Here is a 19,459-nt window from a genome sequence, read left to right as displayed (position 1 = left end):
CGATGCAAAAAAGAGAAAGACGCTTAATACCTATTGAATACCGCTCAATAGGTTAGCGCACAGCTCAAAGCAGTTTTGTAGGTGTTTTTGGCTTATCCGTCTGTGTTTTTCCAGTATTCGGCTGTAGTGCTGATGACTAAACCAAACGAATGGTATATTTGAGGTTAAATGTCAATTTTACAAAGGGTAATTCGTTACAGTACCGTTTATCGGGTTTCTAGCCATATCTTGTTTTGGTTGGTGGTATTTATTGTTCCTCAGTATGAAGAAGGGATGAGCTTTCGAAATATGATGATCGAAAATGCCTTTTGTGTATGTTTTTACATGTTGGCCTGTTATTTCGTAGCTTATTTTATCATCCCCAAACTATTAAAGGATGATAATTACTTTGTCGTTATCCTTTATTTTATCATTGGCAGTTATGTGATCAGTGCATTTTCAAGAATCATGGTGGTGCATGTGGTAGAGCCGATTACACGTCAGCCGCCCTTTGCGCAGGAGTCTATCTTCGAGATTCTAACGGATATCAGAAAGCTGATTGTTGTTTATTTTCTGCAGAATTTTTCATTGGCCTGGATATTTGGTTTTATTAAACTCGTTAAAGACCAATACCTGGTTAAACAACGGACCTTGTTGTTAGAGAAAGAAAAAACAGAGGCTGAGCTTAATATTTTAAAAGCACAACTTAATCCACATTTTTTGTTCAATACACTCAATAACATCTATTCGCTGTCTTTGGTCAACTCGCCCATCACTTCTAAATCTATTGCTGGTCTATCAGAGATCTTAGATCATGTGCTTTACCGTTGCAACAGCACCTATGTGCCTGTATCTACAGAAATTACATTGTTGCAAAACTATATCAGTCTCGAAAAATTGAGGTACGACGAACGTTTAGTGGTAAATTTTAGCCATACCATAGACGAAGACCTTGAGATTGCACCATTGATCCTATTGTCCATCGTAGAAAATGCATTTAAACATGGGGCAGGGGAAGATATTGGTTCGCCCACCATCAATATTGATCTTAGGTTGAACAAAAACAGTTTTTATTTTATGGTTTCCAATACCTGTGTGCCAAAAGAGAGCAAGGAGGTGGATCAAATAGGTTTAGGTAACATCCGAAAGCAACTGGAGCTTATCTATCCAAAAAACCACGAATTTAGTACCACTGTTAATGGAACCAGCTTTGTAACTTTGCTTACCATTAACCTGCCTAACCCAATCAACAGTAAAGCCCAACGCATTGATGAAAGTAAGATGTCTTTTAGTAGATGATGAGCCTTTAGCCATACAATTGGTTAAAAACCATTTGGAGCAATTGGAATTGTTTGAAGTGGTAGCTACTTGTAGCAATGCGATAAAGGCGTTGGAGGTACTGAGGTCTAAAACCATCGATTTGATGTTTCTGGACATTAAGATGCCCCAGTTAACGGGGATTGATTTTTTAAAGACCCTTAAAAACCCACCTGCAGTAATCATGACCACGGCTTATAGGGAATTTGCCCTTGATGGGTATGACCTGGATATTGTAGATTATCTTTTGAAACCTATTACTTTCGACCGTTTTTTTAAGGCTATTGACCGTTACTTGAGATCGGTGCAAACGCAAGTAGGGGTATTGCCCGAGGCAGGTATTGCCGGGTTTATCTACGTTAAGGTAGGTGGCAAGTTCCATAAGCTTTATGCGGATGATATCTTATATGTAGAAAGCCTTAAAGACCATGTGGTGATCATGGTGTGAATCAAAAGATCAACGCCAAATACAAGATCAGCGATATAGAAATAGAACTGAAACCCTTCAATTTTATACGTATCCATCGTTCGTTTATTGTTAATCCTAAAAAGATAACCGCTTTTACGGTAAATGATATCGAAATAGGGAAGAAAGAAATCCCTATCGGCACCAATTACAAGGAGTATGTTTTTAAGCTGTTAAAAAGCCAAAAGCATTAGTTTTTTGTCGTGCTGAGCTTAGCGAAGCATCTCCATTGAAGAATTGATTAATTATTGACCACATAGGCACACCGCTGTATTTTTACCACCTTAAATACTTTGGTTAGGCTAAGTGATGATTGCTAAGGATTTCTTAGCTGCCTTAGGTCGGTTGATAAATTAAGACTTTGACCACATAGAAAGATAGAGCACATAGTAAACTACTTCTTAATCTTTTTTGTCATGGTCAGCAAAGCAAATTGCTTAACCCCTAAAAAATCCGTTCTTTGATCAAGGCCATAAAATGCTCCCTAAATTTATCACTGATCGGAATCTGTTTCTCGCCAATGAAAAGATGATTGTCCTGTATCTTATCCAGTTGTTTGATGTTGGCGATGTAAGAATTGTGTACCCTCACAAAAGGCAATTGCAACTGGGTTTCAATATCTTTTAGCCGCCTATAGATCAACAACTGCTCGGTGCTGGTTACTACCCTTACATATTCCTTTTCGCCTTCAAAATATAAAATATCGGCCAACAATACCTTATTTAATACTTTTCCAGATTTGATAAAGAAATAAGTATCGCTAAGGTCGTCTTTTTCAGCTGTAGCAACAGCTTGCGGTTTGCTAAAATAGTATTCGATTTTTTGTATAGCCGCTAAAAACCGTTTCAAGGTGATCGGTTTGAGCAGGTAATCTATGGTCTGGTAATTATAACTATCAGCGGCATGTTCAGAGTAGGCCGTGGTAAAAACAATCTTTACCTGAGGTAAAAGCTCAGCCAACTCAATTCCACTCAATAAGGGCATGTTGATGTCCAAAAAGATAAAATCAACCTCGTTTTCCTTTAAAAATGAAATGGCTTCTAAAGCATTGTAACAAGTAGCTGCCAAGTGCCAATTGGTGGTCTGTTTGATCAGTACGTCTAACAAACTTACCGCATTGGGTTCATCGTCAATTATGATACAGCTTAGGTTCATGCCATAGGGATTTTAAAATAAGCTACATACAAATCTGCAGTACGTTGTGTGTGCAGTTCAAAGCGGTCGCCATATAAAATAACTAAACGCTTTTTGAGGTTTTCGATACCTAAACCATTAGAACCATCGGTATCCGTAAAACAATTGTTTGTGGTTTTAAAAATAAGGTTATTGTCTTCTTGTACCAAAGAGATTTCAATTTTATTGGTATTGCTCAACTTGTCAATTCCATGTTTAAAAATGTTCTCTACAAAGGTCATCATTAACATGGGTGGTATCAAATGGTCTTCCTGATAGTTTTTGGTAAACTTGAGCGAAATCTGGTGCCTGATCCTGATCTTTTCCAGCTCGATATAATTTTCTAAAAAATGGAGTTCAGTAGAAATGTTGACTACTGTTTTTGGGCTTTCATCTAAAAAGTAGCGCATCATAATGGCCAAACGTTCGATCAGTTCGGCAGTTTTTGGAGCTTCGACGTAAGCCTCGTAATAGATGTTGTTTAAGGTATTGAACAGGAAATGGGGTTGCACCTGCGATTTCAATAGGTTGAGTTCGGCCTGTGTTTTTTGCAACAAGATCTCTTCGGTTTGCCTTTTTAAAGTAAAATAGGCCAATACGATTCTGAGCATAAAACTGAGCATAAAAATAATGATGCCATTGATACTCAGGTAAACCATTCTGTACCATTCTATATGTTGCGGTGCCTTGTCGTTAAAAAAAGTATTGTACACATACCCAACCACATGCCCTTTGGCAAATCCACATAGGATCAAGAACAGCACGACCAAAACCACATAAGTGACCTTTTTATGGCGTTCGTAATACATGGGGAATAACCAACTGAGGTTTCCATATACAATAATGGCGTAAAAACCGGTATTGATGAGGTTAAAGGTAAACGACCAACTCAAGCCATCAACCGTTACCATAGAAGAAAAGAGAATGAAAAAGACAAAAAGCCACATCAACCACTGCAGTTCAGTGGTGGTTATTTTTTTGAGCTTTAACAAATTCATTTTTAAAGATACAATTTGCTTCCTTTCTACCCATTTTCTTTAAACCATTTGCCTATTATTTTCAATGGACCAGCATAAAATGAGATTCTGAATAAAAAATCAAAACATTAAAAATTGGTGCCAACTGGTTGATTTTTTTTTGATGCGGTTATAAATCAACCAAAATTTAAGGCATCCATTTACATTTAAACCATCAAAACATGAAAAGACCAAATCTGAACTATTTATTAACCCTAAGCATTTTAACCATTGGCAGCTTTTGTTTTTTAAGTCCTGCAGCCGCACAAAAGATAGACACCATCAATTTTGACAAACACAAGCTCAATACCGCAGCATTAAAACCGGGCTTAAGGCAGTATCTGGTTTATTTTCAAATGAGCAAACAGCCCAAAAACCTCATGCTTTTTTTATGGTCTCGCGAGATCAAAAAGGAGATGAGGAATGGCCAGGAGGTATTTGCCGATCAGTCAGCAATGGTATGGCAATGATACCGCCATGTATCGTAAGGTATACTCTATCAACAGTGTTAAAGATTTTGCCCCTATTTACCATGCAGAACAACTTGGCAATAAACCGAGTGCTTTTAACTGGAGCAAAAATCAGATCAAAGGAGCCGATACGGTAGCACAGAATGTCAAAAAGGATTTTAAATTGGATTTTGCAATTCCATGTTTTAATTGGAACTTAGACATCGAAACCTTTGAAATGTTGCCCTTGGCCGAAGGAAAGACCTTTGCCATTAATTTTTACGATGCAGGCTCGCAAGCCCCTAAGTACGTGCTGTACAAAGTGGAAGGGAGCGAGGTATTGACCACTACCGATCTGCAAAAAGTAGATTGCTGGATTTTGCTCAACGAATCGGAAAACAATGGTAACAAGTTTGCCCAACGCTTTTGGCTAAGCAAAAAGAACAAAGAGCTTTTAAAAGAAGAAGATACCTTTAAAAACGGCTATCGTTACAAGATCAAACTGAATGGTGCTGCACCCAGTTTGCTACCGCGATTTGCAAAATAATACCTTATAAATGAAGAATACTGCCTTGTTTTTATGCCTTTTAGCCTTAGTGCATGTAAAAGTAAAAGCCCAACAAAAAAAAGAAACCTACCAGTTTGCCAACGATATCAACAAGGCCATAGCGAAAGATACCCTGGCCTGGAAATACCAAATGGGTGCTACTGCCTATTCTTTTAGCCAACATTTTGCAAAAGCAGTACAGACTTGGGATAAAAACGGGGTAGCAGTTCCTAAAATAACCGGTGCAGATAGCCTTTACTTTAAAAAATTTAAGGCAGAGAATGCCTTGACTTATATCATTAACCGATCAAAAAAAGAAAGGCTGATCATCATTAATGAGGCTCATCACGAGGCTAGACATCGTGTATTTACCACTGGGCTGCTACAGGGACTTTATAACAATGGGTATCGACTTTTAGGCTTAGAGGCCTTGGCCGATACGTTGATCAATAAACGTGGATTTGCGGTAGTAGAGAGTGGTTTCTATACCCAAGAACCTCAAATGGCTAATTTAATTGCAGAAGCTTTAAAAATTGGCTTTACAGTATTTGGCTATGAGGCAGAAGAGGGAAAAAACGGTAAGGAAAGAGAAATTGCACAGGCCAAAAACATCGCCAAGGTAATGGCTAAAAATCCAAATGCAAAAGTGTTGATCCATTGTGGTTTTGACCATGTAATAGAGGGCACGCCGGGCAACAAGAGTTGGGAAAAAGCCATGGCAGGTAGACTAAAAGAATATACCCATATTGATCCTTTTACCATAGATCAGGTAGCGTATAGCCCAAAGGGAGAGGTAAAATACAATAGCCCTTATATCAGTTTGACCCATGGAGAAATGCCCTTGATCATGGTAGCTGCCGATGGACAAACATTTAATGGTCCTGAGGGTACAGATAGAACAGATTGTAGGATAATCCATCCGGTTGAACAGTTGAATGGGGGAAGGCCAGATTGGTTAAGCCAAGGAGTGCGAAGGAGAAGTTATACCGTGCCGAAAGCTAAAATTAATACTTACCCGGCCTTGGTGTTGGCTTATAGGGTAAATGAACATGAGAAAAATGGCATCCCTGCCGATATCATTGAAGTTAGCAATAAAGAGGCTGTAGCCAACTTGATCTTGGCCAAAGGGACTTATCAGCTGGTCATTAAAAATGCGGATTACCAGATCACCAATCAATATCAGCAGGAAATAAAATAAAATTCCTCGATTTTTACCACCTTAGACACCTTAGTTAAGCTAAGGGATGGTTGCTAAGGATTTCTTAGGTGTCTCAGCTGGTTGAGGATTAGGATTTTGACCACATAGGAAGATAGAACACATAGTGGACTACTTCTTAATTCTTTTTGTCATGCTGAGTGAAACGAAGCATCTCTGTTGAAGAGTCGATTAATTATCGATCACATAGGCACACCGCTGTATTTTTACACCTTAGACACCTTAGTTAAGCTAATGGGTGGTTGCTAAGGATTTCTTAGGTGGCTCAGATGGTTGAGGAATTAGAATTTTGACCACTTCTTAATCCTTTTTGTCATGCTGAGTGTGGCTAAGACTGCGAAACTACTTCGCAGTAAGGCGCTACAGTGTTAATTAGTGTTAACTTTTTAGGGCTACATCAAATGCAATCCTTAATTTGCAGTTGAAATGAAAAGAAAGATCAACCTGATCATTATCCTCATGACCATCTGTACGGCATTATTGCTGGCCTTGCAACTGTATTGGAATTACGAGGTCTATCAAAACAACGACAGGATTTTTAGGAGCGACGCAAACGATGCCCTAGAAGAATCGGTAGAGAAATTGGCCAACCTGCGTAGGGACGAATTTGCCCAGCAGTACAAAAAATGGATGGCCGACACCAATCTGATAGTGATTAGTTGTAGCTATGACGAAAAATCGAAGGAAATGATATTTAGCCTTAGTGATAAGAATCCATCGTTAAAGAATACCCGACCTCCTTCAAGAATAGCAATGCGGGATTTTAAACAACGACTGGATCAGATTACGCCTGAGGCTAAAACTTTCTTTATCAATTCGTTTGTGAAAAACTATGTTTACTACGATTTAAGAGATGCTAAAGTATATTACCATACTACCAAACTTGGCGAATTATTAGCAAAGGCATTTGCAGAGGATAAACTCGATACCATCAGATTGGGCAAACTGTATCGGCAGGCATTGGCCAATAGGGGCATTAAAGAAGCCTTTAAACTCCATACATTCAAATATCAATTCAATAAGTTCGACACCAATAACCCTGATTCGGTAGGTAAAACATACCTAACCCGTAAATTTGAGTATGGTTTCGGTAGTGCCATAGCTTTAAACGCCTCATTTGCCAATCCAAAGGTAATTTATCTGCAAAAAATGAAATGGGTTTTGCTCAGCTCCTTGTTGCTGGTCTTCATTACCTTAGGTTGTTTTATCTACACCATTAAAACCATGCTGTCGCAAAAGAAACTGACTTTGTTGAAGGATGATTTTGTAAACAACATGACGCATGAACTGAAGACGCCAGTAGCTACCATTAGCATTGCGGCAGAGGCCATTGATCAATTCGACCTTAATCCACAGGCCAAAACAGAGTACCTTTCCATTATCCGTTACCAAGCGGCCAATTTAACCCATTTGATCGATCAAATCCTCACCAATTTAGTCAATCAACAAGCCATTATAGGGTTAAGCAAAAAGAAGGTATTGCTCAATGAGCTGTTGCAACATGTATTGCAGCAGTATCAACCGCAGTTTTTAATGGCCAGCATCAAATTGAACCTTAACCTCAGTGCAAAAAAACTATGGGTAAATGCAGACCAGATCCACTTGGGCAATAGCATAGCTAACCTGTTAGACAATGCGGTAAAATATGGTAACAAAGAGGCCGAAATTAGGATAGACCTATTGCAACAAGCACAAAAAGCGGTACTTAGGATTACCAATTCTGGGGAAGAGATACCCGATGAATATAGTGCTAGGATTTTTGAACCATTTTTTAGGGTACCTACGGGTAATGTACATCAGGTTAAAGGTTATGGTCTCGGGCTCAGTTATGTAAACGATATCGTAAAGCAACATGATGGACAGCTTACAGTTACCAGTGCCAACCAACTTACAACATTTATACTCCAATTACCATTATATGACAGCTAGGGTATTGTTTTTAGAAGACGAATTGCAGTTGGCCAAAATCGTAAGCGAAACACTGCAGAGTAGGGGCTTTATGGTAAGCCACTTTAGCAATGGTCGTTTGGGTTTAGAGGCACTGCAGTATCAGAACTTTGATATCTGTGTGGTAGATGTGATGATGCCCTTTATGGATGGTTTTACCTTTGTTACCGAACTGCGTAAAACCAATCAGCAATTGCCTGTACTGTTCCTCACCGCCCGCTCGCAAGACAAAGACCTGTTTGAAGGCTATGGTGTAGGGGGTAACGATTATCTTAAAAAGCCATTCAGCCTCGAAGAACTGGTGTTGAGGATGAAGGAACTTTTAAAAAGAAATAGTCTCAATTTGTTTACTACAGATATGCTAAAGATAGGAGCATTTCAATTTTTTCCCAATCGACAAGAATTGTTGTTTAATGAACAAAAGATCCGGTTATCGCATAAGGAAGCAGAGCTGCTTTCACTACTGGTTAAACATCAGAACCAGGTATTGGATAGAAGAGCAACTTTACTTAAATTATGGGGAGACGATAATCCCTTTCATGCCAGAACAATGGATGTGTTTATTACCAAACTCCGTAAACATTTACAGGGTGATCCTACGATTGAGATCATCAACATCAGGGGCCATGGGTACAAGCTCATTGTTTAGTAACGTGAAGTAATTGGTTTTTTTGACCACATAGAAGCATAGAGAACATAGGTGAAAACTTAATGCCTTAATGGTTTAACACGATTATGTTTTTACCACCTTAGGTACATTAGTTAAGCTAAGAGACAGTTACTAAGATTTTCTCAGGTGTCTTAGATGGTTGGTAAATAAGGGTTTTGACCACATAGAAGCATAGAGAACATAGATGAAAACTTAATGCCTTAATGGTTTAACACGATTATGTTATTACCATCTCAGGTACCTTAGTTAAGCTAAGAGACAGTTACTAAGATTTTATCAGGTGTCTTAGATGGTTGATCAATTAGGATTAACCCTAATATTTCAATTAAATTGACTTCCTTAGGTTTAACTCCTAATTTAGCAGTTGTCAAATCAAAAACAATGTCTGATCTTTGCCCTTGTTGTTCAACCCTAAGTTATGCCGATTGTTGCAAACCCTATCATTTAGGTATGGCTAAACCAGCTTCACCAGAAATATTGATGCGCTCGCGCTATAGTGCCTATGCCCTGCATTTGATTGATTACCTGATACAGACCACACATCCTGCCAGCAGAAAACAGTATCAAAAAGACGAAATTGAGCATTGGGCAAAGAGCAACCATTGGCTAAAACTAGAGATCTGTATGGCCAACCAAGACAAAGTAGAGTTTAAAGCTTATTACCTAAATGCGGGTACAACTTACATCCATCACGAAAACTCTACCTTTAAAAAAGAGCATGGCATTTGGTATTATCTAAAAGGCAGCTATTTTAATTAAAAAAGCTAAATAAAAAGGATAAGCCCTTATAGACCTATCCTTTATTTAAAACATTGGCATGGATTGGATCAAAACTATTTTTTGACCGCCGCTTTTTTCTTTGGTGTATCAACTTCTTCAGCTGTAGCTTTCTTTTTCGTTACGGCTTTGGTTTTTTTAACTTCCTCGGCAGGTGTTTCAGCAATTTCAGCTTTCTTTTTAACCGCTACTTTTCTGACTTTTGGTTCAGCAAGCGTTTGTTCAACTGTAATCGTTTTTTTTACGGTTGCTTTTTTTACCTTTTCTACAGAAGCCTCTACAGGTTTAGCTTCTTTCTTAACCGTTGTTTTTTTAGCCTTCAACTCGGCAGGAGGCAATTCTACAACTGCAGGTTTTTTTACTTTTTCTGTAGGTGTATCAACAACTTCAGGCGCTTTCTTTATAACCGTTGCTTTAGGCGGATTGGCCTTGATGTAGATTTCTGCAAGCTGTTTAAGATATAAATCGGGCTTTGGCATGTTGATCACTGTTCCAGGCTCTTTATCTTGCGATTGCTTGATGTAGGCTGCTTTGATCTTGCCCCAATCTTTTGAGTATAGTTTAATGAACATGTTCACAAACTCCTCGTCGGTATAGTTTTGGGGCAATCTGCCCAGTACTGCCTGTATCTTTTCTTCTTTTCTGTGTAAAATAGCCATGGCCCAAAGATAGACCTTATTTAACAGTATTCTAAATTTTGCCAAAAAACGAGTCTAATACATGTTTAAACGCATAATATTCTTGTAGGTTGTATGATTTTTATTGCTTATTTTGAGAATCAGTTAATAAAAATACACCCTTAAACGACAAAACCTATGTCAACAATTTACGAAATGAAGCACGTCAAAAACCTGACGAACTTTGAAACCCTTATCTCTTTGGTAAGCAGCTATGGAAAAGCTTACCAACCAAAAAATCAGGCACTGAGGTTAGAAAACCTCCAGGCCAAAGCCATCACGGCACATCAGGCAATTGAGCAATTGAATGCATTGTTGCCCTCTTATAGCAATGCGATGATGCTAAGGGAGGTTGCATTTGAACCCTTGGCCAAACTGAGGAGCCGTTTTTTTGAGTTGTTAAAAACGACAGCCGAAGACCATGTGCCGAGCGAGCAAGACTTATCCTTGCAGACCTATTACGATAATATGTTAGAGAGTTTGGCACAACAGGTGAAACTTTTAGCTAGCGTTCCAGCAAAAGGAACGGGTCAGGTAGACCTACAGGCTGAAACCTTAAGAACTTTATACAATGATCTTCATGTTAAAAATGAGACGGCTGTTAACCAGATTATACTGTTAAATGAAGCTAAAATGACTTGTAATGAGGTGATGTACCACAAAGAAACAGGTTTGGTGAGCATTGCCCTATTGACCAAAGAATATATACAGTCGCTTTATAGCGAGAAAAATTCCAATTACCAGAAAGTTTCCATCTTAGAATTTATTCATGTGAACCCATAAGAGGTCACAAATAATTTAGCTTTCTAACAAATTACAAGAAACAGCAGTTGATTTTTATTTTCAACTGCTGTTTGTATAAAAGGGTATGTTTTATTTACTTTTTGCTCAGTTTGATGCTGATTAAGGTAACCAATACGGCAAGTGTCACAAAGATGGCGCCTACCCAAGGTGTAGCACCTAAACCTAATGGCGAGGCAACAATTAAGCCACCGGCATACGCCCCAATCGCAATGCCGACATTAAAAGAAGCGATATTAAAGGCCGAAGCTACATCAGAAGTACCTGGTAATTCTTTTTCGGCCAATTGTACCACCAATAACTGTAGGCCAGGTACATTAGAAAAAGATAGGGCACCCATAATAAACAAGGTGATGATGCCAAATATGGTATGTTGAACGGTAAAAGTAAATACCAATAGCACCAGGGCTTGAAGTATAAACATCCAAAGCAGCGCTTTTAAAGGATTTTTGTTGGCTACTTTGCCACCTATCACATTGCCCAGGGCAATGGCAGCACCGTAGATCAATAAGATGAAACTTACTACCGATTCGGAAAGGCCAGTAATTTCTTGTAAAATAGGTGAGAGGTAAGTGAAGGCTACAAAAGTACCACCATAACCTAAAATGGTCATTAAAAAAGCCAACAATAACCTTTTATTGGTCAATACGCTCAATTGTGATTTAAAAGAAGCTGGTTTTTCATTCTTAAGATTTGAGGGCACCAATACCATACTGGCAATTAGGCCGATCAATCCCAATAAGGCTACACCAATAAAAGTAGCCCGCCAACCAAAATGCTGTCCGATAAAGGTGCCTAAAGGTACGCCTGTTACAATGGCGATGGTTAAGCCCGAAAACATAATGGCAATGGCTGTTCCTCTCTTTTCTTTGGGTACCAATGCTGCGGCAATGGTAGCGCCGATAGAAAAATATACCCCATGGGCAAAGCCAGTAAGTATCCTTGATAGTACAAGTGTAACAAAGCCTGGTGCAATAGATGCCAATCCGTTACCCACAATAAATAAGACCATGAGATAGACCAATAGTTTTTTTCTGGGTATTTTACTGGTCAGTGCTGTTAAAATAGGTGCGCCAATGGCCACACCAATGGCGTAAAGACTAACCAATAAACCTGCAGAAGGTATGGAAATACGGAGGTCTGTTGCTACAGTAGGCAATAAACCTACAATCACAAACTCAGTGGTGCCAATTGCAAATGCACTAATGGTTAGTGCCCACAAAGCGGCAGGTAATCCTTTTTGGCGCTGTTGGGTACGTGTATCGGTTTCAGTACTTGAAATCGGAGTCGATATAGTGTTCATTTTTAATGTTTTAAAATCTATTGATGTTTTGTGGATACAAAATTCATTAAAACATTGCTATTAGTAAAATAACTTAAATCATAGCTATCTATTATAAATATGATAGATTTAAAGCACTTTAGCGAATAGGTCATATCCAGTAGTTTTGGCGAATCTGCATAGTGAGGGATACCATGATCAAAATCTGACTAAAAATTACTCACAATTTGTGGAGACAAGCTGTTCAACAAATTTCAACAAAAACTTCAACCCTAAGCCTCAAGATGCTATATTTACACCTTAGTAATTTAGAAAGATTTTGGCCAAAGCAAAGCAGACAGAAACACCATTAATGCAACAATACAACACCATCAAGGCTAAATACCCTGGTGCGTTATTGTTGTTTAGAGTAGGCGATTTTTACGAAACATTTGGCGAAGACGCAGTGAAAACGGCCAATATATTGGGCATCGTTTTAACCAAACGTGGCACCGGACCAAACGGTGCTTTAGAATTGGCAGGTTTTCCGCACCACTCTTTAGAAAATTACCTGTCTAAACTGGTTAGGGCAGGACAAAGGGTGGCCATCTGTGATCAGTTGGAAGACCCCAAAATGACCAAATCTATTGTAAAACGTGGGGTTACCGAATTGGTTACGCCTGGAGTTGCCTACAATGATAACATATTGAGCCAAAAGGCCAATAACTACCTCGCTGCGGTCTATTTTGACAAACAAAGCATAGGTGTTGCCTTTTGCGATATCTCTACTGGTGAGTTCTTGGTGGCTCAGGGCAATGCAGAATACATCGACAAACTCTTGCAAGGTTTTAGGCCTACCGAAGTTGTTTTTCAGAAAAGTAGACGCCAAGAGTTCTTGAACTTGTTTGGTGATAAGTTTTATACGTATACGCTTGACGATTGGGCTTTTACCAGCGATTATGCGAACGAAATATTAACCAAACATTTTGAAGTCAACTCGCTCAAAGGCTTTGGGGTAGACAAACTGCCATCGGGTATTATCGCTGCCGGAGTGGTACTTTACTACCTTGGTGAAACCGAACACCGTAACCTGCAGCATATTTCTGCCATTTCTAGGCTAGAAGAAGAACGTTACATGTGGTTAGACCGATTTACGATCCGTAACTTGGAACTGGTAAGTACCGCCAACGATGGGGGTGTAACACTTTTTGAAGTGTTGGACGAAACCTGTACCCCAATGGGTGCCAGGATGTTGCACAAATGGATCATCATGCCTTTAAAGGAACTCAAACCTATACAAGAGCGTTTGGGCATGGTAGAGTATTTGGTGAACCATGATGAACTGGTACAGGAATTTCTAGGACATATTAAGCCTATTGGCGATTTGGAAAGATTGATCTCTAAGGTTGGTCTACAAAAGGCTGGCCCAAGAGAATTGGTACAGCTAAAAAGAGCACTTACGCATATTGAAGAAGTAAAAAGATTGGCTGATCATACCCAAAACCCTTTCTTAACGGTATTGGCTTCACAGCTTAATTCTTGCCTCAGCATCAAAGAACGCTTAGAAAGAGAGTTACAGTCTGATCCTCCTGCCTTATTGATCAAAGGAAACGTCATTGCCGATGGGATAGACGAAGAGTTGGACCGTTTGCGCAAAATTGCCTTTGGAGGTAAAGAATATTTGGTAGAGATACAGAAAAGAGAAGCCAATACAACGGGTATCCCATCGTTGAAGATATCTTTTAACAACGTTTTTGGCTATTACCTAGAGGTTACCCATACCCATAAAGACAAAGTGCCAGAAAGTTGGATCCGCAAACAGACCTTGGTCAATGCAGAGCGTTACATTACCCCAGAACTGAAAGAATACGAAGAACAGATCTTAGGTGCCGAAGAAAAGATACAGGCCATAGAAGTACGTTTGTACAACGAGTTGATGTATCAGGTAAGCCATTACATCAAACCTATCCAACTGAATGCCTATTTAATAGCGCAATTAGACGTATTGCTTTGTTTTGCGCAACTGGCTGTTAAAAACCATTATGTAAAACCACAATTAAACAATAAAAAAGACCTGGATATCAAAGGCGGCCGTCACCCAGTAATTGAAAAACGATTGCCTATTGGACAGGAATACATCACCAATGATGTGTTTTTAGATAGCGATACCCAGCAGATCATCATCATTACTGGACCCAACATGTCGGGTAAATCGGCCATTCTCAGACAGACGGCCTTAATTGTGCTGATGGCGCAGATGGGCTGTTTTGTGCCAGCAAAAGCGGTAGAGATTGGCTTGGTAGACAAGATTTTTACCAGGGTAGGTGCTTCGGATAATTTATCGTCTGGTGAAAGTACGTTTATGGTAGAGATGAACGAAACGGCCAGTATCCTCAACAACATCTCGGATCGGAGTTTGATCTTATTGGACGAGATTGGAAGGGGTACCAGTACCTACGATGGGATTTCCATTGCCTGGGCCATTGCCGAGTTTTTGCATGAGCATCCAACCGCAAGACCTAAAACATTGTTTGCAACGCATTACCATGAGCTTAACGATTTGGAGAACACGATGGTGCGCATCAAAAATTATAATGTAACCATCAAAGAAGTAGGTAACAAAGTCATCTTCTTGCGTAAATTGGTGCCTGGTGGTAGTGAACATAGTTTTGGTATCCATGTGGCCAAGATGGCGGGCATGCCAGCTAAATTGATCAATCGGGCCAACGAGATTTTGAAACGTTTAGAAATTGACCGTACAGAGGGGCAGAGCATTAAAGACAGCATCAAAAAGGTACAGAACCAAGCTTATCAGTTACAGATGTTTGCCGTTGATGACCCGGTTTTGGTCAAGATGAGAGATACGCTCAATAACCTGGATGTAAATACGCTAACGCCGGTAGAAGCGTTGTTAAAGTTAGACGAAATACAAAGGCTGATCAAAACCTAATCAAATTTAACCATGGCATGGAACCCAGATCAATACAATCAATTTAAAGCGGAAAGGTATGCTCCATTTTACGACCTGCTCCAACTGATTGAGATCAAAACGGGTCTTGATGTCGTTGATCTCGGTTGTGGTACTGGCGAACTGACCCATCAATTGGCCGAAGTGTTACCAGATGCCAATATACTTGGCATCAATTCATCGGCAGAAATGCTAGACAAAGCAAAGGCTTATGCCAACCAAAGACTTCGATTTGAACAAAAAACCATTGAAGCACAATTGGATACGGCTAAACTGTGGGACCTTGTCTTTTCAAATGCAGCCATCCAATGGGTTGATCACCATGAGAAACTGATTCCTAAAATCATCTCATGTATTAAGGCTGGGGGACAAATGGTTATCCAGCTTCCTTCGCAAACCGAAAATCTATTGAATAAAATGCTCAATGTGCTTGTTGCAGAAGAGCCTTATGTTACCGCTTTGAACAATTGGAGTAGACCTTCGCCCGTTTTAAGTACAGAAAGCTATGCGCAATTTGTATTTGAGCAGGGCGGAAAGGACATCAACATCTACGAAAGATCTATCCAATTGTGGTGGATGATCCTGATGCGCTATATGAGTTTATTGCAGGTACGGCATTGTTGCCTTATATTGAAAAATTAGAGGATGAGGTCAAAGCCGATTTTGTGGCAGAATTTAAAGAACGGATCAGGAAAAGGTTTGTAAAGACCCCGATATTGTATCCATTTAAAAGGATCATCATTTCGGCAAAATTTTAAGAAATATAAATGATGAAGACACTTTACTTTTTTAGTCCTAAAAGATCATATACTTGGATAGTTCTGGTTTTTGTGCTTACATTGGCTTCTTGTAGTTCAAGAAAACATGTGGTTAAAACCGATACCAAAGCCGCTAGGGCAGCAGAGGTAATGGCCAATCTAAAAAGTAAGGAGCTTTACCGTTTCATTACCGATTGGACAGGGGTAAGCTACAAACTGGGCGGTTTGGATAAAAGAGGAATTGATTGTTCGGGCTTTGCATTATTGTTGGAAAAGAATATTTATGGCTTAAGCCTGCCAAGAAGGTCTAAAGATCAGGCAGAAGCCGTTAAAAAGAAAAACATCAACAAACTGGAAGAAGGCGACCTTATCTTTTTCTCATTTGGAGGCAATGAAGTAGACCATGTTGGGGTTTACTTGAATAACGATTTTTTTGTCCACGCATCAACTACCAGAGGGGTAATTGTTGATGATCTGACTTTGCCTGTTTATCAGAAAGCTATTGTAAAAACAGGTACTTTAAAATAACGTTTGGGTAAATACATATCAAGATAAAACAGTAAATGCTTCAGTATTTTGTGGTATGCTTAAAGACGACACAATAGACATAACGAATGACATTTTTGATAAAAGAATATGCAGAAACAGCAAAATGGAAAGTCGTTTTAAATGGAGAATAATATTTACAATCCCGAATATGTAAAACGACTGTTCAACAGAATGAGTAGTTCATATGAAAGAATGAACTTTATAACTTCTTTTGGTTTTTCAATTCGTTGGAGAAGGCAATTTCTGGAAAGTTTCAATCAGACAAATCATAAAGCTGAAATAATTGATTTGCTTACTGGAATGGGCGAAACTTGGAATTCGACAAAAAATAAATTACCAAATTCTAACTTGACAGTTCTTGATTTTTCTGATGGAATGTTGAAATATGCAAAGCAGAAAAGCAAATTAAAATTCAACAATGAAGTAATAGTAATGCAACAAGACATTTTAAACAATGAATTGCCAAGTAATCATTACGACTTTGTTACTTGCGCTTTTGGACTTAAAACTTTTAACCAAGAACAATTAGAAGTTTTGGCTTGGGAAACAAAACGAATTTTAAAACAAGGTGGACAGTTTTCATTTATAGAAGTTTCTAAACCCAACAACAAAATATTAAAATCACTTTATGGCTTTTATCTTGGGAAAATCATACCAATTTTAGGATGGTTATTACTTGGAGAATCCAGAAGAGTATAAAATGCTTTGGCAATATATTACAAAGTTCGAGAATGCAGAAAAGGCCAAGGAAATTTTTGCTAAAACTGGACTGATAGCAAATTTTAACTCATACTTTTATGGATGTGCGACAGGATTTTATGGGACAAAAAACGATGGGTAAAAAGAGCCTAACCACTAGCTATTTGGTAATTTGGCAGACGAAGTTTTTATTGAACGTTAGAATATAATCACTGTAAGTAAAATCAAGAATCAGTAAACCGATAACTATAATCTTAACTACAAACAAACGATACAACAATGAGTAATATCAATTATGACAAATGCCCAAACTGTGGGAAATCATTAAAAGGTTTTTTTAGTACAGAGTTGGTCGTGCAATCTAAAGTAGACTTTATAAATAAACATTTGAAGGAAAATAAAGAAGCATATTGCACAAATTGTTCAAGCCCATTACTGTCAAAAATTGCCGACAACTTTAGAAAACAAAAAGGGGACATAGAAAATCGACTTAAACAAATCATCCATTTCATTCCGGTGATGACAAGCCCCACGCCAGTGAAATGGGAATATGAAGTTCTTGATATGGTGACAGCTCAGACAACATCTGGGACGGGTTTTGTGACAGAATTATCGAGGTCATTTAACGACTTTTTTGGTTCTGGCTCAAATGCTTCTAACGAAAAAATTGCTTATGCGACTAATTTGTGTAAAGCAGACTTACGCGTTAAATGTGTAAGACTGGGTGGAAACGCAATTATATCGACAGACATTGACTTTAATGAAATTGGAAGTGGCAGTACAAATATGCTTATGGTTTGTATGGCAGGGACAGCAATTCGGGTAACAGACATGGAAAACTTTAGTGCAAAAAACAGGGACGCCATTATTGAGGTGATTGAACTCACAGAACAACTGGAAGCAATTAATCGAGAGACGAAATGAAAAGAAAGCTATGGCTAATGGCACACTTATAGTAGGTACTGAATTTTACTAACGTTTCTATCATTTTGGGATGTAAAGCATACTTTTATATATTTGTGATGAGCTAATGGAAGCACATTGTAAAGCAAAACAATAAGTATCGTTACAAATCGTTTCTGATGTTATAGCAGCCTTGTTTAAATCTATACGGCTTTTCTGAAAACTTTAAAATAAAATTATGCGTAAAATAATTGCCACTCTCTTTCTATTGGCTACTGTAGCCACCACTTTACATGCACAGCAGGTATACAAGGTGGGCCAGATATTGCCCAATATTTCCTTGTTAAGTACCAAAGGAACTGTTTATGACCTTAAAGCCCAAAAAGGCCCCAAAGGTTTTGTTGTTGTTTTTATGACCCCAACATGTGATCATTGTATCGCCTACGAAAGTAGGATCATGGCCCTCGACAAAAAGTATAAAACCAAAGGTTATCCTGTAGTGGCCATTGGCCCTTATGGTGATGATCCTGTCAAATATCCATTGGATGCTATGCCAGAAATGAAAAAACTGGCCGCCAGCAAAGGTTTTACTTTCCCTTACTTGTCTGACCAAGGTTTTAAATATACCTGGATGCTGAACATTACGCTTACACCAACCGCTGTTGTACTACAGAAAAAAGCTAATGGTTTCTTGATCAAATATATCGGTAGGATAGATGACGAACCCAATGCAAAGAAAGTACCGAAAAACAAGTTTGTAGAACAAGAGGTTGATAAATTGTTATAAGCAAACAAGAAATATAAAATGCTGATGAAGTATCTGTTGACCCTATCGTTGTTTTTTGTAGTGTTTGTTGCAAATGCTCAAGTTAAATTGCTAACTTTAAGTGAATTAGAAAGCAGGGTAGCAAAAGGGAAAGACACCACTTATGTGATCAACTTTTGGGCAACATGGTGCGGACCATGTGTAGCAGAACTTCCGAATTTTGAAAAGATCAATCTAAAAAGTGCCAATCAACCAGTAAAGGTCATATTGGTAAGTATGGATTTTAAATCTAAATTGAACTCGGCAGTTGTTCCATTTGTCAAAAAGAATAGAATCAAGTCTGAAGTGTATGTCATTAACGAACCCGACCAACAGGCCTTTATTGAAAGGGTAGACGCCAAATGGTCTGGTGCATTACCTGCCACACTTTTTGTAAACACAAAGCGCAAGGCAAGGCAGTTTTACGAAAAGGAATTTACCGAGCAAGAATTGACTAAAACTATAGAAACCTTAAAGTAAA

22 protein-coding genes are annotated in these 19,459 nt (G+C 38.7%); 17 read left to right on the top strand and 5 right to left on the bottom strand.

All coding sequences use genetic code 11. The features are described 5' to 3' along the window. Window positions 1–168 precede the first annotated feature (168 nt). The 3 genes from ACFJIZ_RS06925 to ACFJIZ_RS06915 are packed head-to-tail and all read left to right on the top strand — an operon-like array spanning window position 169 to window position 1,956. A complete protein-coding gene (locus ACFJIZ_RS06925; RefSeq protein WP_379091751.1) occupies window positions 169–1,278 on the top strand; it encodes a sensor histidine kinase in 1,110 nt (369 codons plus the stop codon). After that, window positions 1,250–1,744, top strand: a complete 495-nt coding sequence (locus ACFJIZ_RS06920; protein WP_379091750.1) for a LytR/AlgR family response regulator transcription factor — start codon at window positions 1,250–1,252, stop codon at window positions 1,742–1,744. Before ACFJIZ_RS06925 ends, ACFJIZ_RS06920 begins: the two co-directional genes overlap by 29 nt. Next, window positions 1,741–1,956 carry a LytTR family transcriptional regulator DNA-binding domain-containing protein gene (locus tag ACFJIZ_RS06915; RefSeq protein ID WP_379091749.1) on the top strand — a complete coding sequence of 72 codons (216 nt, stop codon included), beginning with the start codon at window positions 1,741–1,743 and terminating at the stop codon, window positions 1,954–1,956. Before ACFJIZ_RS06920 ends, ACFJIZ_RS06915 begins: the two co-directional genes overlap by 4 nt. 250 nt (window positions 1,957–2,206) lie before the next feature. Here ACFJIZ_RS06915 and ACFJIZ_RS06910 read toward each other — a convergent pair whose 3' ends face one another. The 3 genes from ACFJIZ_RS06910 to ACFJIZ_RS06900 form a co-directional block, all read right to left on the bottom strand. After that, window positions 2,207–2,917 (bottom strand): LytR/AlgR family response regulator transcription factor, encoded by a 711-nt coding sequence (locus ACFJIZ_RS06910; RefSeq protein ID WP_379091748.1) that lies wholly within the window; start codon window positions 2,915–2,917, stop codon window positions 2,207–2,209. After that, a complete protein-coding gene (locus ACFJIZ_RS06905; RefSeq protein WP_379091747.1) occupies window positions 2,914–3,933 on the bottom strand; it encodes a sensor histidine kinase in 1,020 nt (339 codons plus the stop codon). The genes ACFJIZ_RS06910 and ACFJIZ_RS06905 overlap by 4 nt, the downstream gene beginning before the upstream one ends. Before the next feature lie 370 nt (window positions 3,934–4,303). Next, the gene (locus tag ACFJIZ_RS06900) at window positions 4,304–4,360 is read right to left on the bottom strand and encodes a hypothetical protein (protein ID WP_379093938.1); all 57 of its coding nucleotides are present in this window, start codon (window positions 4,358–4,360) and stop codon (window positions 4,304–4,306) included. 14 nt (window positions 4,361–4,374) lie between these two features. Between ACFJIZ_RS06900 and ACFJIZ_RS06895 the strand changes: the two genes are divergently transcribed. The 5 genes from ACFJIZ_RS06895 to ACFJIZ_RS06875 all read left to right on the top strand — a co-directional run bounded on the left by ACFJIZ_RS06895 (window position 4,375) and on the right by ACFJIZ_RS06875 (window position 9,539). Then, window positions 4,375–4,947, top strand: coding sequence for a hypothetical protein (locus tag ACFJIZ_RS06895; protein ID WP_379091746.1), 573 nt, complete (start codon window positions 4,375–4,377; stop codon window positions 4,945–4,947). 10 nt (window positions 4,948–4,957) lie between these two features. Then, window positions 4,958–6,145: a hypothetical protein gene (locus tag ACFJIZ_RS06890; protein WP_379091745.1), complete on the top strand. Its 1,188-nt coding sequence runs from the start codon at window positions 4,958–4,960 to the stop codon at window positions 6,143–6,145. Window positions 6,146–6,589: 444 nt separating this feature from the next. After that, complete coding sequence (locus ACFJIZ_RS06885) at window positions 6,590–8,092, top strand: sensor histidine kinase (RefSeq protein WP_379091744.1); 1,503 nt, start codon at window positions 6,590–6,592, stop codon at window positions 8,090–8,092. Continuing rightward, window positions 8,082–8,759: a response regulator transcription factor gene (locus tag ACFJIZ_RS06880; protein WP_379091743.1), complete on the top strand. Its 678-nt coding sequence runs from the start codon at window positions 8,082–8,084 to the stop codon at window positions 8,757–8,759. Before ACFJIZ_RS06885 ends, ACFJIZ_RS06880 begins: the two co-directional genes overlap by 11 nt. A gap of 402 nt (window positions 8,760–9,161) precedes the next feature. After that, complete coding sequence (locus ACFJIZ_RS06875; RefSeq protein ID WP_379091742.1) at window positions 9,162–9,539, top strand: YchJ family protein; 378 nt, start codon at window positions 9,162–9,164, stop codon at window positions 9,537–9,539. Window positions 9,540–9,613: 74 nt separating this feature from the next. Here the strand turns inward: ACFJIZ_RS06875 and ACFJIZ_RS06870 are convergent, their stop codons facing one another. Continuing rightward, window positions 9,614–10,261, bottom strand: coding sequence for a hypothetical protein (locus ACFJIZ_RS06870; RefSeq protein WP_379091741.1), 648 nt, complete (start codon window positions 10,259–10,261; stop codon window positions 9,614–9,616). A gap of 111 nt (window positions 10,262–10,372) precedes the next feature. On the opposite strand from ACFJIZ_RS06870, the gene ACFJIZ_RS06865 reads away from it, so the two are divergent. After that, entirely contained in the window at window positions 10,373–11,017 is a 645-nt protein-coding gene (locus ACFJIZ_RS06865) for a hypothetical protein (RefSeq protein WP_379091740.1), read from the top strand. 94 nt (window positions 11,018–11,111) lie between these two features. Here the strand turns inward: ACFJIZ_RS06865 and ACFJIZ_RS06860 are convergent, their stop codons facing one another. Then, on the bottom strand, window positions 11,112–12,317 hold the full coding sequence (locus tag ACFJIZ_RS06860; RefSeq protein WP_379093935.1) for an MFS transporter: 1,206 nt from the start codon (window positions 12,315–12,317) through the stop codon (window positions 11,112–11,114). Window positions 12,318–12,636: 319 nt separating this feature from the next. On the opposite strand from ACFJIZ_RS06860, the gene mutS reads away from it, so the two are divergent. The 8 genes from mutS (at window position 12,637) to ACFJIZ_RS06820 (ending at window position 19,458) form a co-directional block, all read left to right on the top strand. Then, on the top strand, window positions 12,637–15,246 hold the full coding sequence (mutS, locus tag ACFJIZ_RS06855; RefSeq protein WP_379091739.1) for a DNA mismatch repair protein MutS: 2,610 nt from the start codon (window positions 12,637–12,639) through the stop codon (window positions 15,244–15,246). Window positions 15,247–15,258: 12 nt separating this feature from the next. After that, window positions 15,259–15,906: a methyltransferase domain-containing protein gene (locus tag ACFJIZ_RS06850; protein ID WP_379091738.1), complete on the top strand. Its 648-nt coding sequence runs from the start codon at window positions 15,259–15,261 to the stop codon at window positions 15,904–15,906. Further along, entirely contained in the window at window positions 15,837–16,022 is a 186-nt protein-coding gene (locus ACFJIZ_RS06845; protein WP_379094198.1) for a hypothetical protein, read from the top strand. The genes ACFJIZ_RS06850 and ACFJIZ_RS06845 overlap by 70 nt, the downstream gene beginning before the upstream one ends. 9 nt (window positions 16,023–16,031) lie before the next feature. Then, a complete protein-coding gene (locus ACFJIZ_RS06840) occupies window positions 16,032–16,550 on the top strand; it encodes an NlpC/P60 family protein (protein WP_379091737.1) in 519 nt (172 codons plus the stop codon). A 141-nt stretch (window positions 16,551–16,691) separates the two neighbouring features. Next, window positions 16,692–17,270: a class I SAM-dependent methyltransferase gene (locus tag ACFJIZ_RS06835; RefSeq protein WP_379091736.1), complete on the top strand. Its 579-nt coding sequence runs from the start codon at window positions 16,692–16,694 to the stop codon at window positions 17,268–17,270. A gap of 279 nt (window positions 17,271–17,549) precedes the next feature. Further along, entirely contained in the window at window positions 17,550–18,194 is a 645-nt protein-coding gene (locus ACFJIZ_RS06830) for a heavy metal-binding domain-containing protein (protein WP_379091735.1), read from the top strand. 217 nt (window positions 18,195–18,411) lie between these two features. Then, window positions 18,412–18,960, top strand: a complete 549-nt coding sequence (locus tag ACFJIZ_RS06825; protein WP_379091734.1) for a redoxin family protein — start codon at window positions 18,412–18,414, stop codon at window positions 18,958–18,960. Window positions 18,961–18,984: 24 nt separating this feature from the next. Then, entirely contained in the window at window positions 18,985–19,458 is a 474-nt protein-coding gene (locus ACFJIZ_RS06820; RefSeq protein WP_379091733.1) for a TlpA disulfide reductase family protein, read from the top strand. Window position 19,459 lies beyond the last annotated feature (1 nt).

Source organism: Pedobacter sp. UC225_65 (genome assembly GCF_042698365.1).
GTDB lineage: Bacteria > Bacteroidota > Bacteroidia > Sphingobacteriales > Sphingobacteriaceae > Pedobacter.
The sequence above is the reverse complement of the archived record's forward strand: the minus strand, read 5'-3'. Positions and strand labels throughout refer to the sequence as shown.

Coding starts and splice junctions, on each gene's coding strand:
- ACFJIZ_RS06925 (WP_379091751.1), top strand. CDS start 169: ATGTCAATTTTACAAAGGGTAATTCGTTACAGTACCGTTTATCGGGTT.
- ACFJIZ_RS06920 (WP_379091750.1), top strand. CDS start 1,250: ATGAAAGTAAGATGTCTTTTAGTAGATGATGAGCCTTTAGCCATACAA.
- ACFJIZ_RS06910 (WP_379091748.1), bottom strand. CDS start 2,917: ATGAACCTAAGCTGTATCATAATTGACGATGAACCCAATGCGGTAAGT.
- ACFJIZ_RS06905 (WP_379091747.1), bottom strand. CDS start 3,933: ATGAATTTGTTAAAGCTCAAAAAAATAACCACCACTGAACTGCAGTGG.
- ACFJIZ_RS06895 (WP_379091746.1), top strand. CDS start 4,375: ATGGCCAGGAGGTATTTGCCGATCAGTCAGCAATGGTATGGCAATGAT.
- ACFJIZ_RS06890 (WP_379091745.1), top strand. CDS start 4,958: ATGAAGAATACTGCCTTGTTTTTATGCCTTTTAGCCTTAGTGCATGTA.
- ACFJIZ_RS06885 (WP_379091744.1), top strand. CDS start 6,590: ATGAAAAGAAAGATCAACCTGATCATTATCCTCATGACCATCTGTACG.
- ACFJIZ_RS06880 (WP_379091743.1), top strand. CDS start 8,082: ATGACAGCTAGGGTATTGTTTTTAGAAGACGAATTGCAGTTGGCCAAA.
- ACFJIZ_RS06875 (WP_379091742.1), top strand. CDS start 9,162: ATGTCTGATCTTTGCCCTTGTTGTTCAACCCTAAGTTATGCCGATTGT.
- ACFJIZ_RS06865 (WP_379091740.1), top strand. CDS start 10,373: ATGTCAACAATTTACGAAATGAAGCACGTCAAAAACCTGACGAACTTT.
- ACFJIZ_RS06850 (WP_379091738.1), top strand. CDS start 15,259: ATGGCATGGAACCCAGATCAATACAATCAATTTAAAGCGGAAAGGTAT.
- ACFJIZ_RS06840 (WP_379091737.1), top strand. CDS start 16,032: ATGATGAAGACACTTTACTTTTTTAGTCCTAAAAGATCATATACTTGG.
- ACFJIZ_RS06835 (WP_379091736.1), top strand. CDS start 16,692: ATGGAGAATAATATTTACAATCCCGAATATGTAAAACGACTGTTCAAC.
- ACFJIZ_RS06830 (WP_379091735.1), top strand. CDS start 17,550: ATGAGTAATATCAATTATGACAAATGCCCAAACTGTGGGAAATCATTA.
- ACFJIZ_RS06825 (WP_379091734.1), top strand. CDS start 18,412: ATGCGTAAAATAATTGCCACTCTCTTTCTATTGGCTACTGTAGCCACC.
- ACFJIZ_RS06820 (WP_379091733.1), top strand. CDS start 18,985: ATGAAGTATCTGTTGACCCTATCGTTGTTTTTTGTAGTGTTTGTTGCA.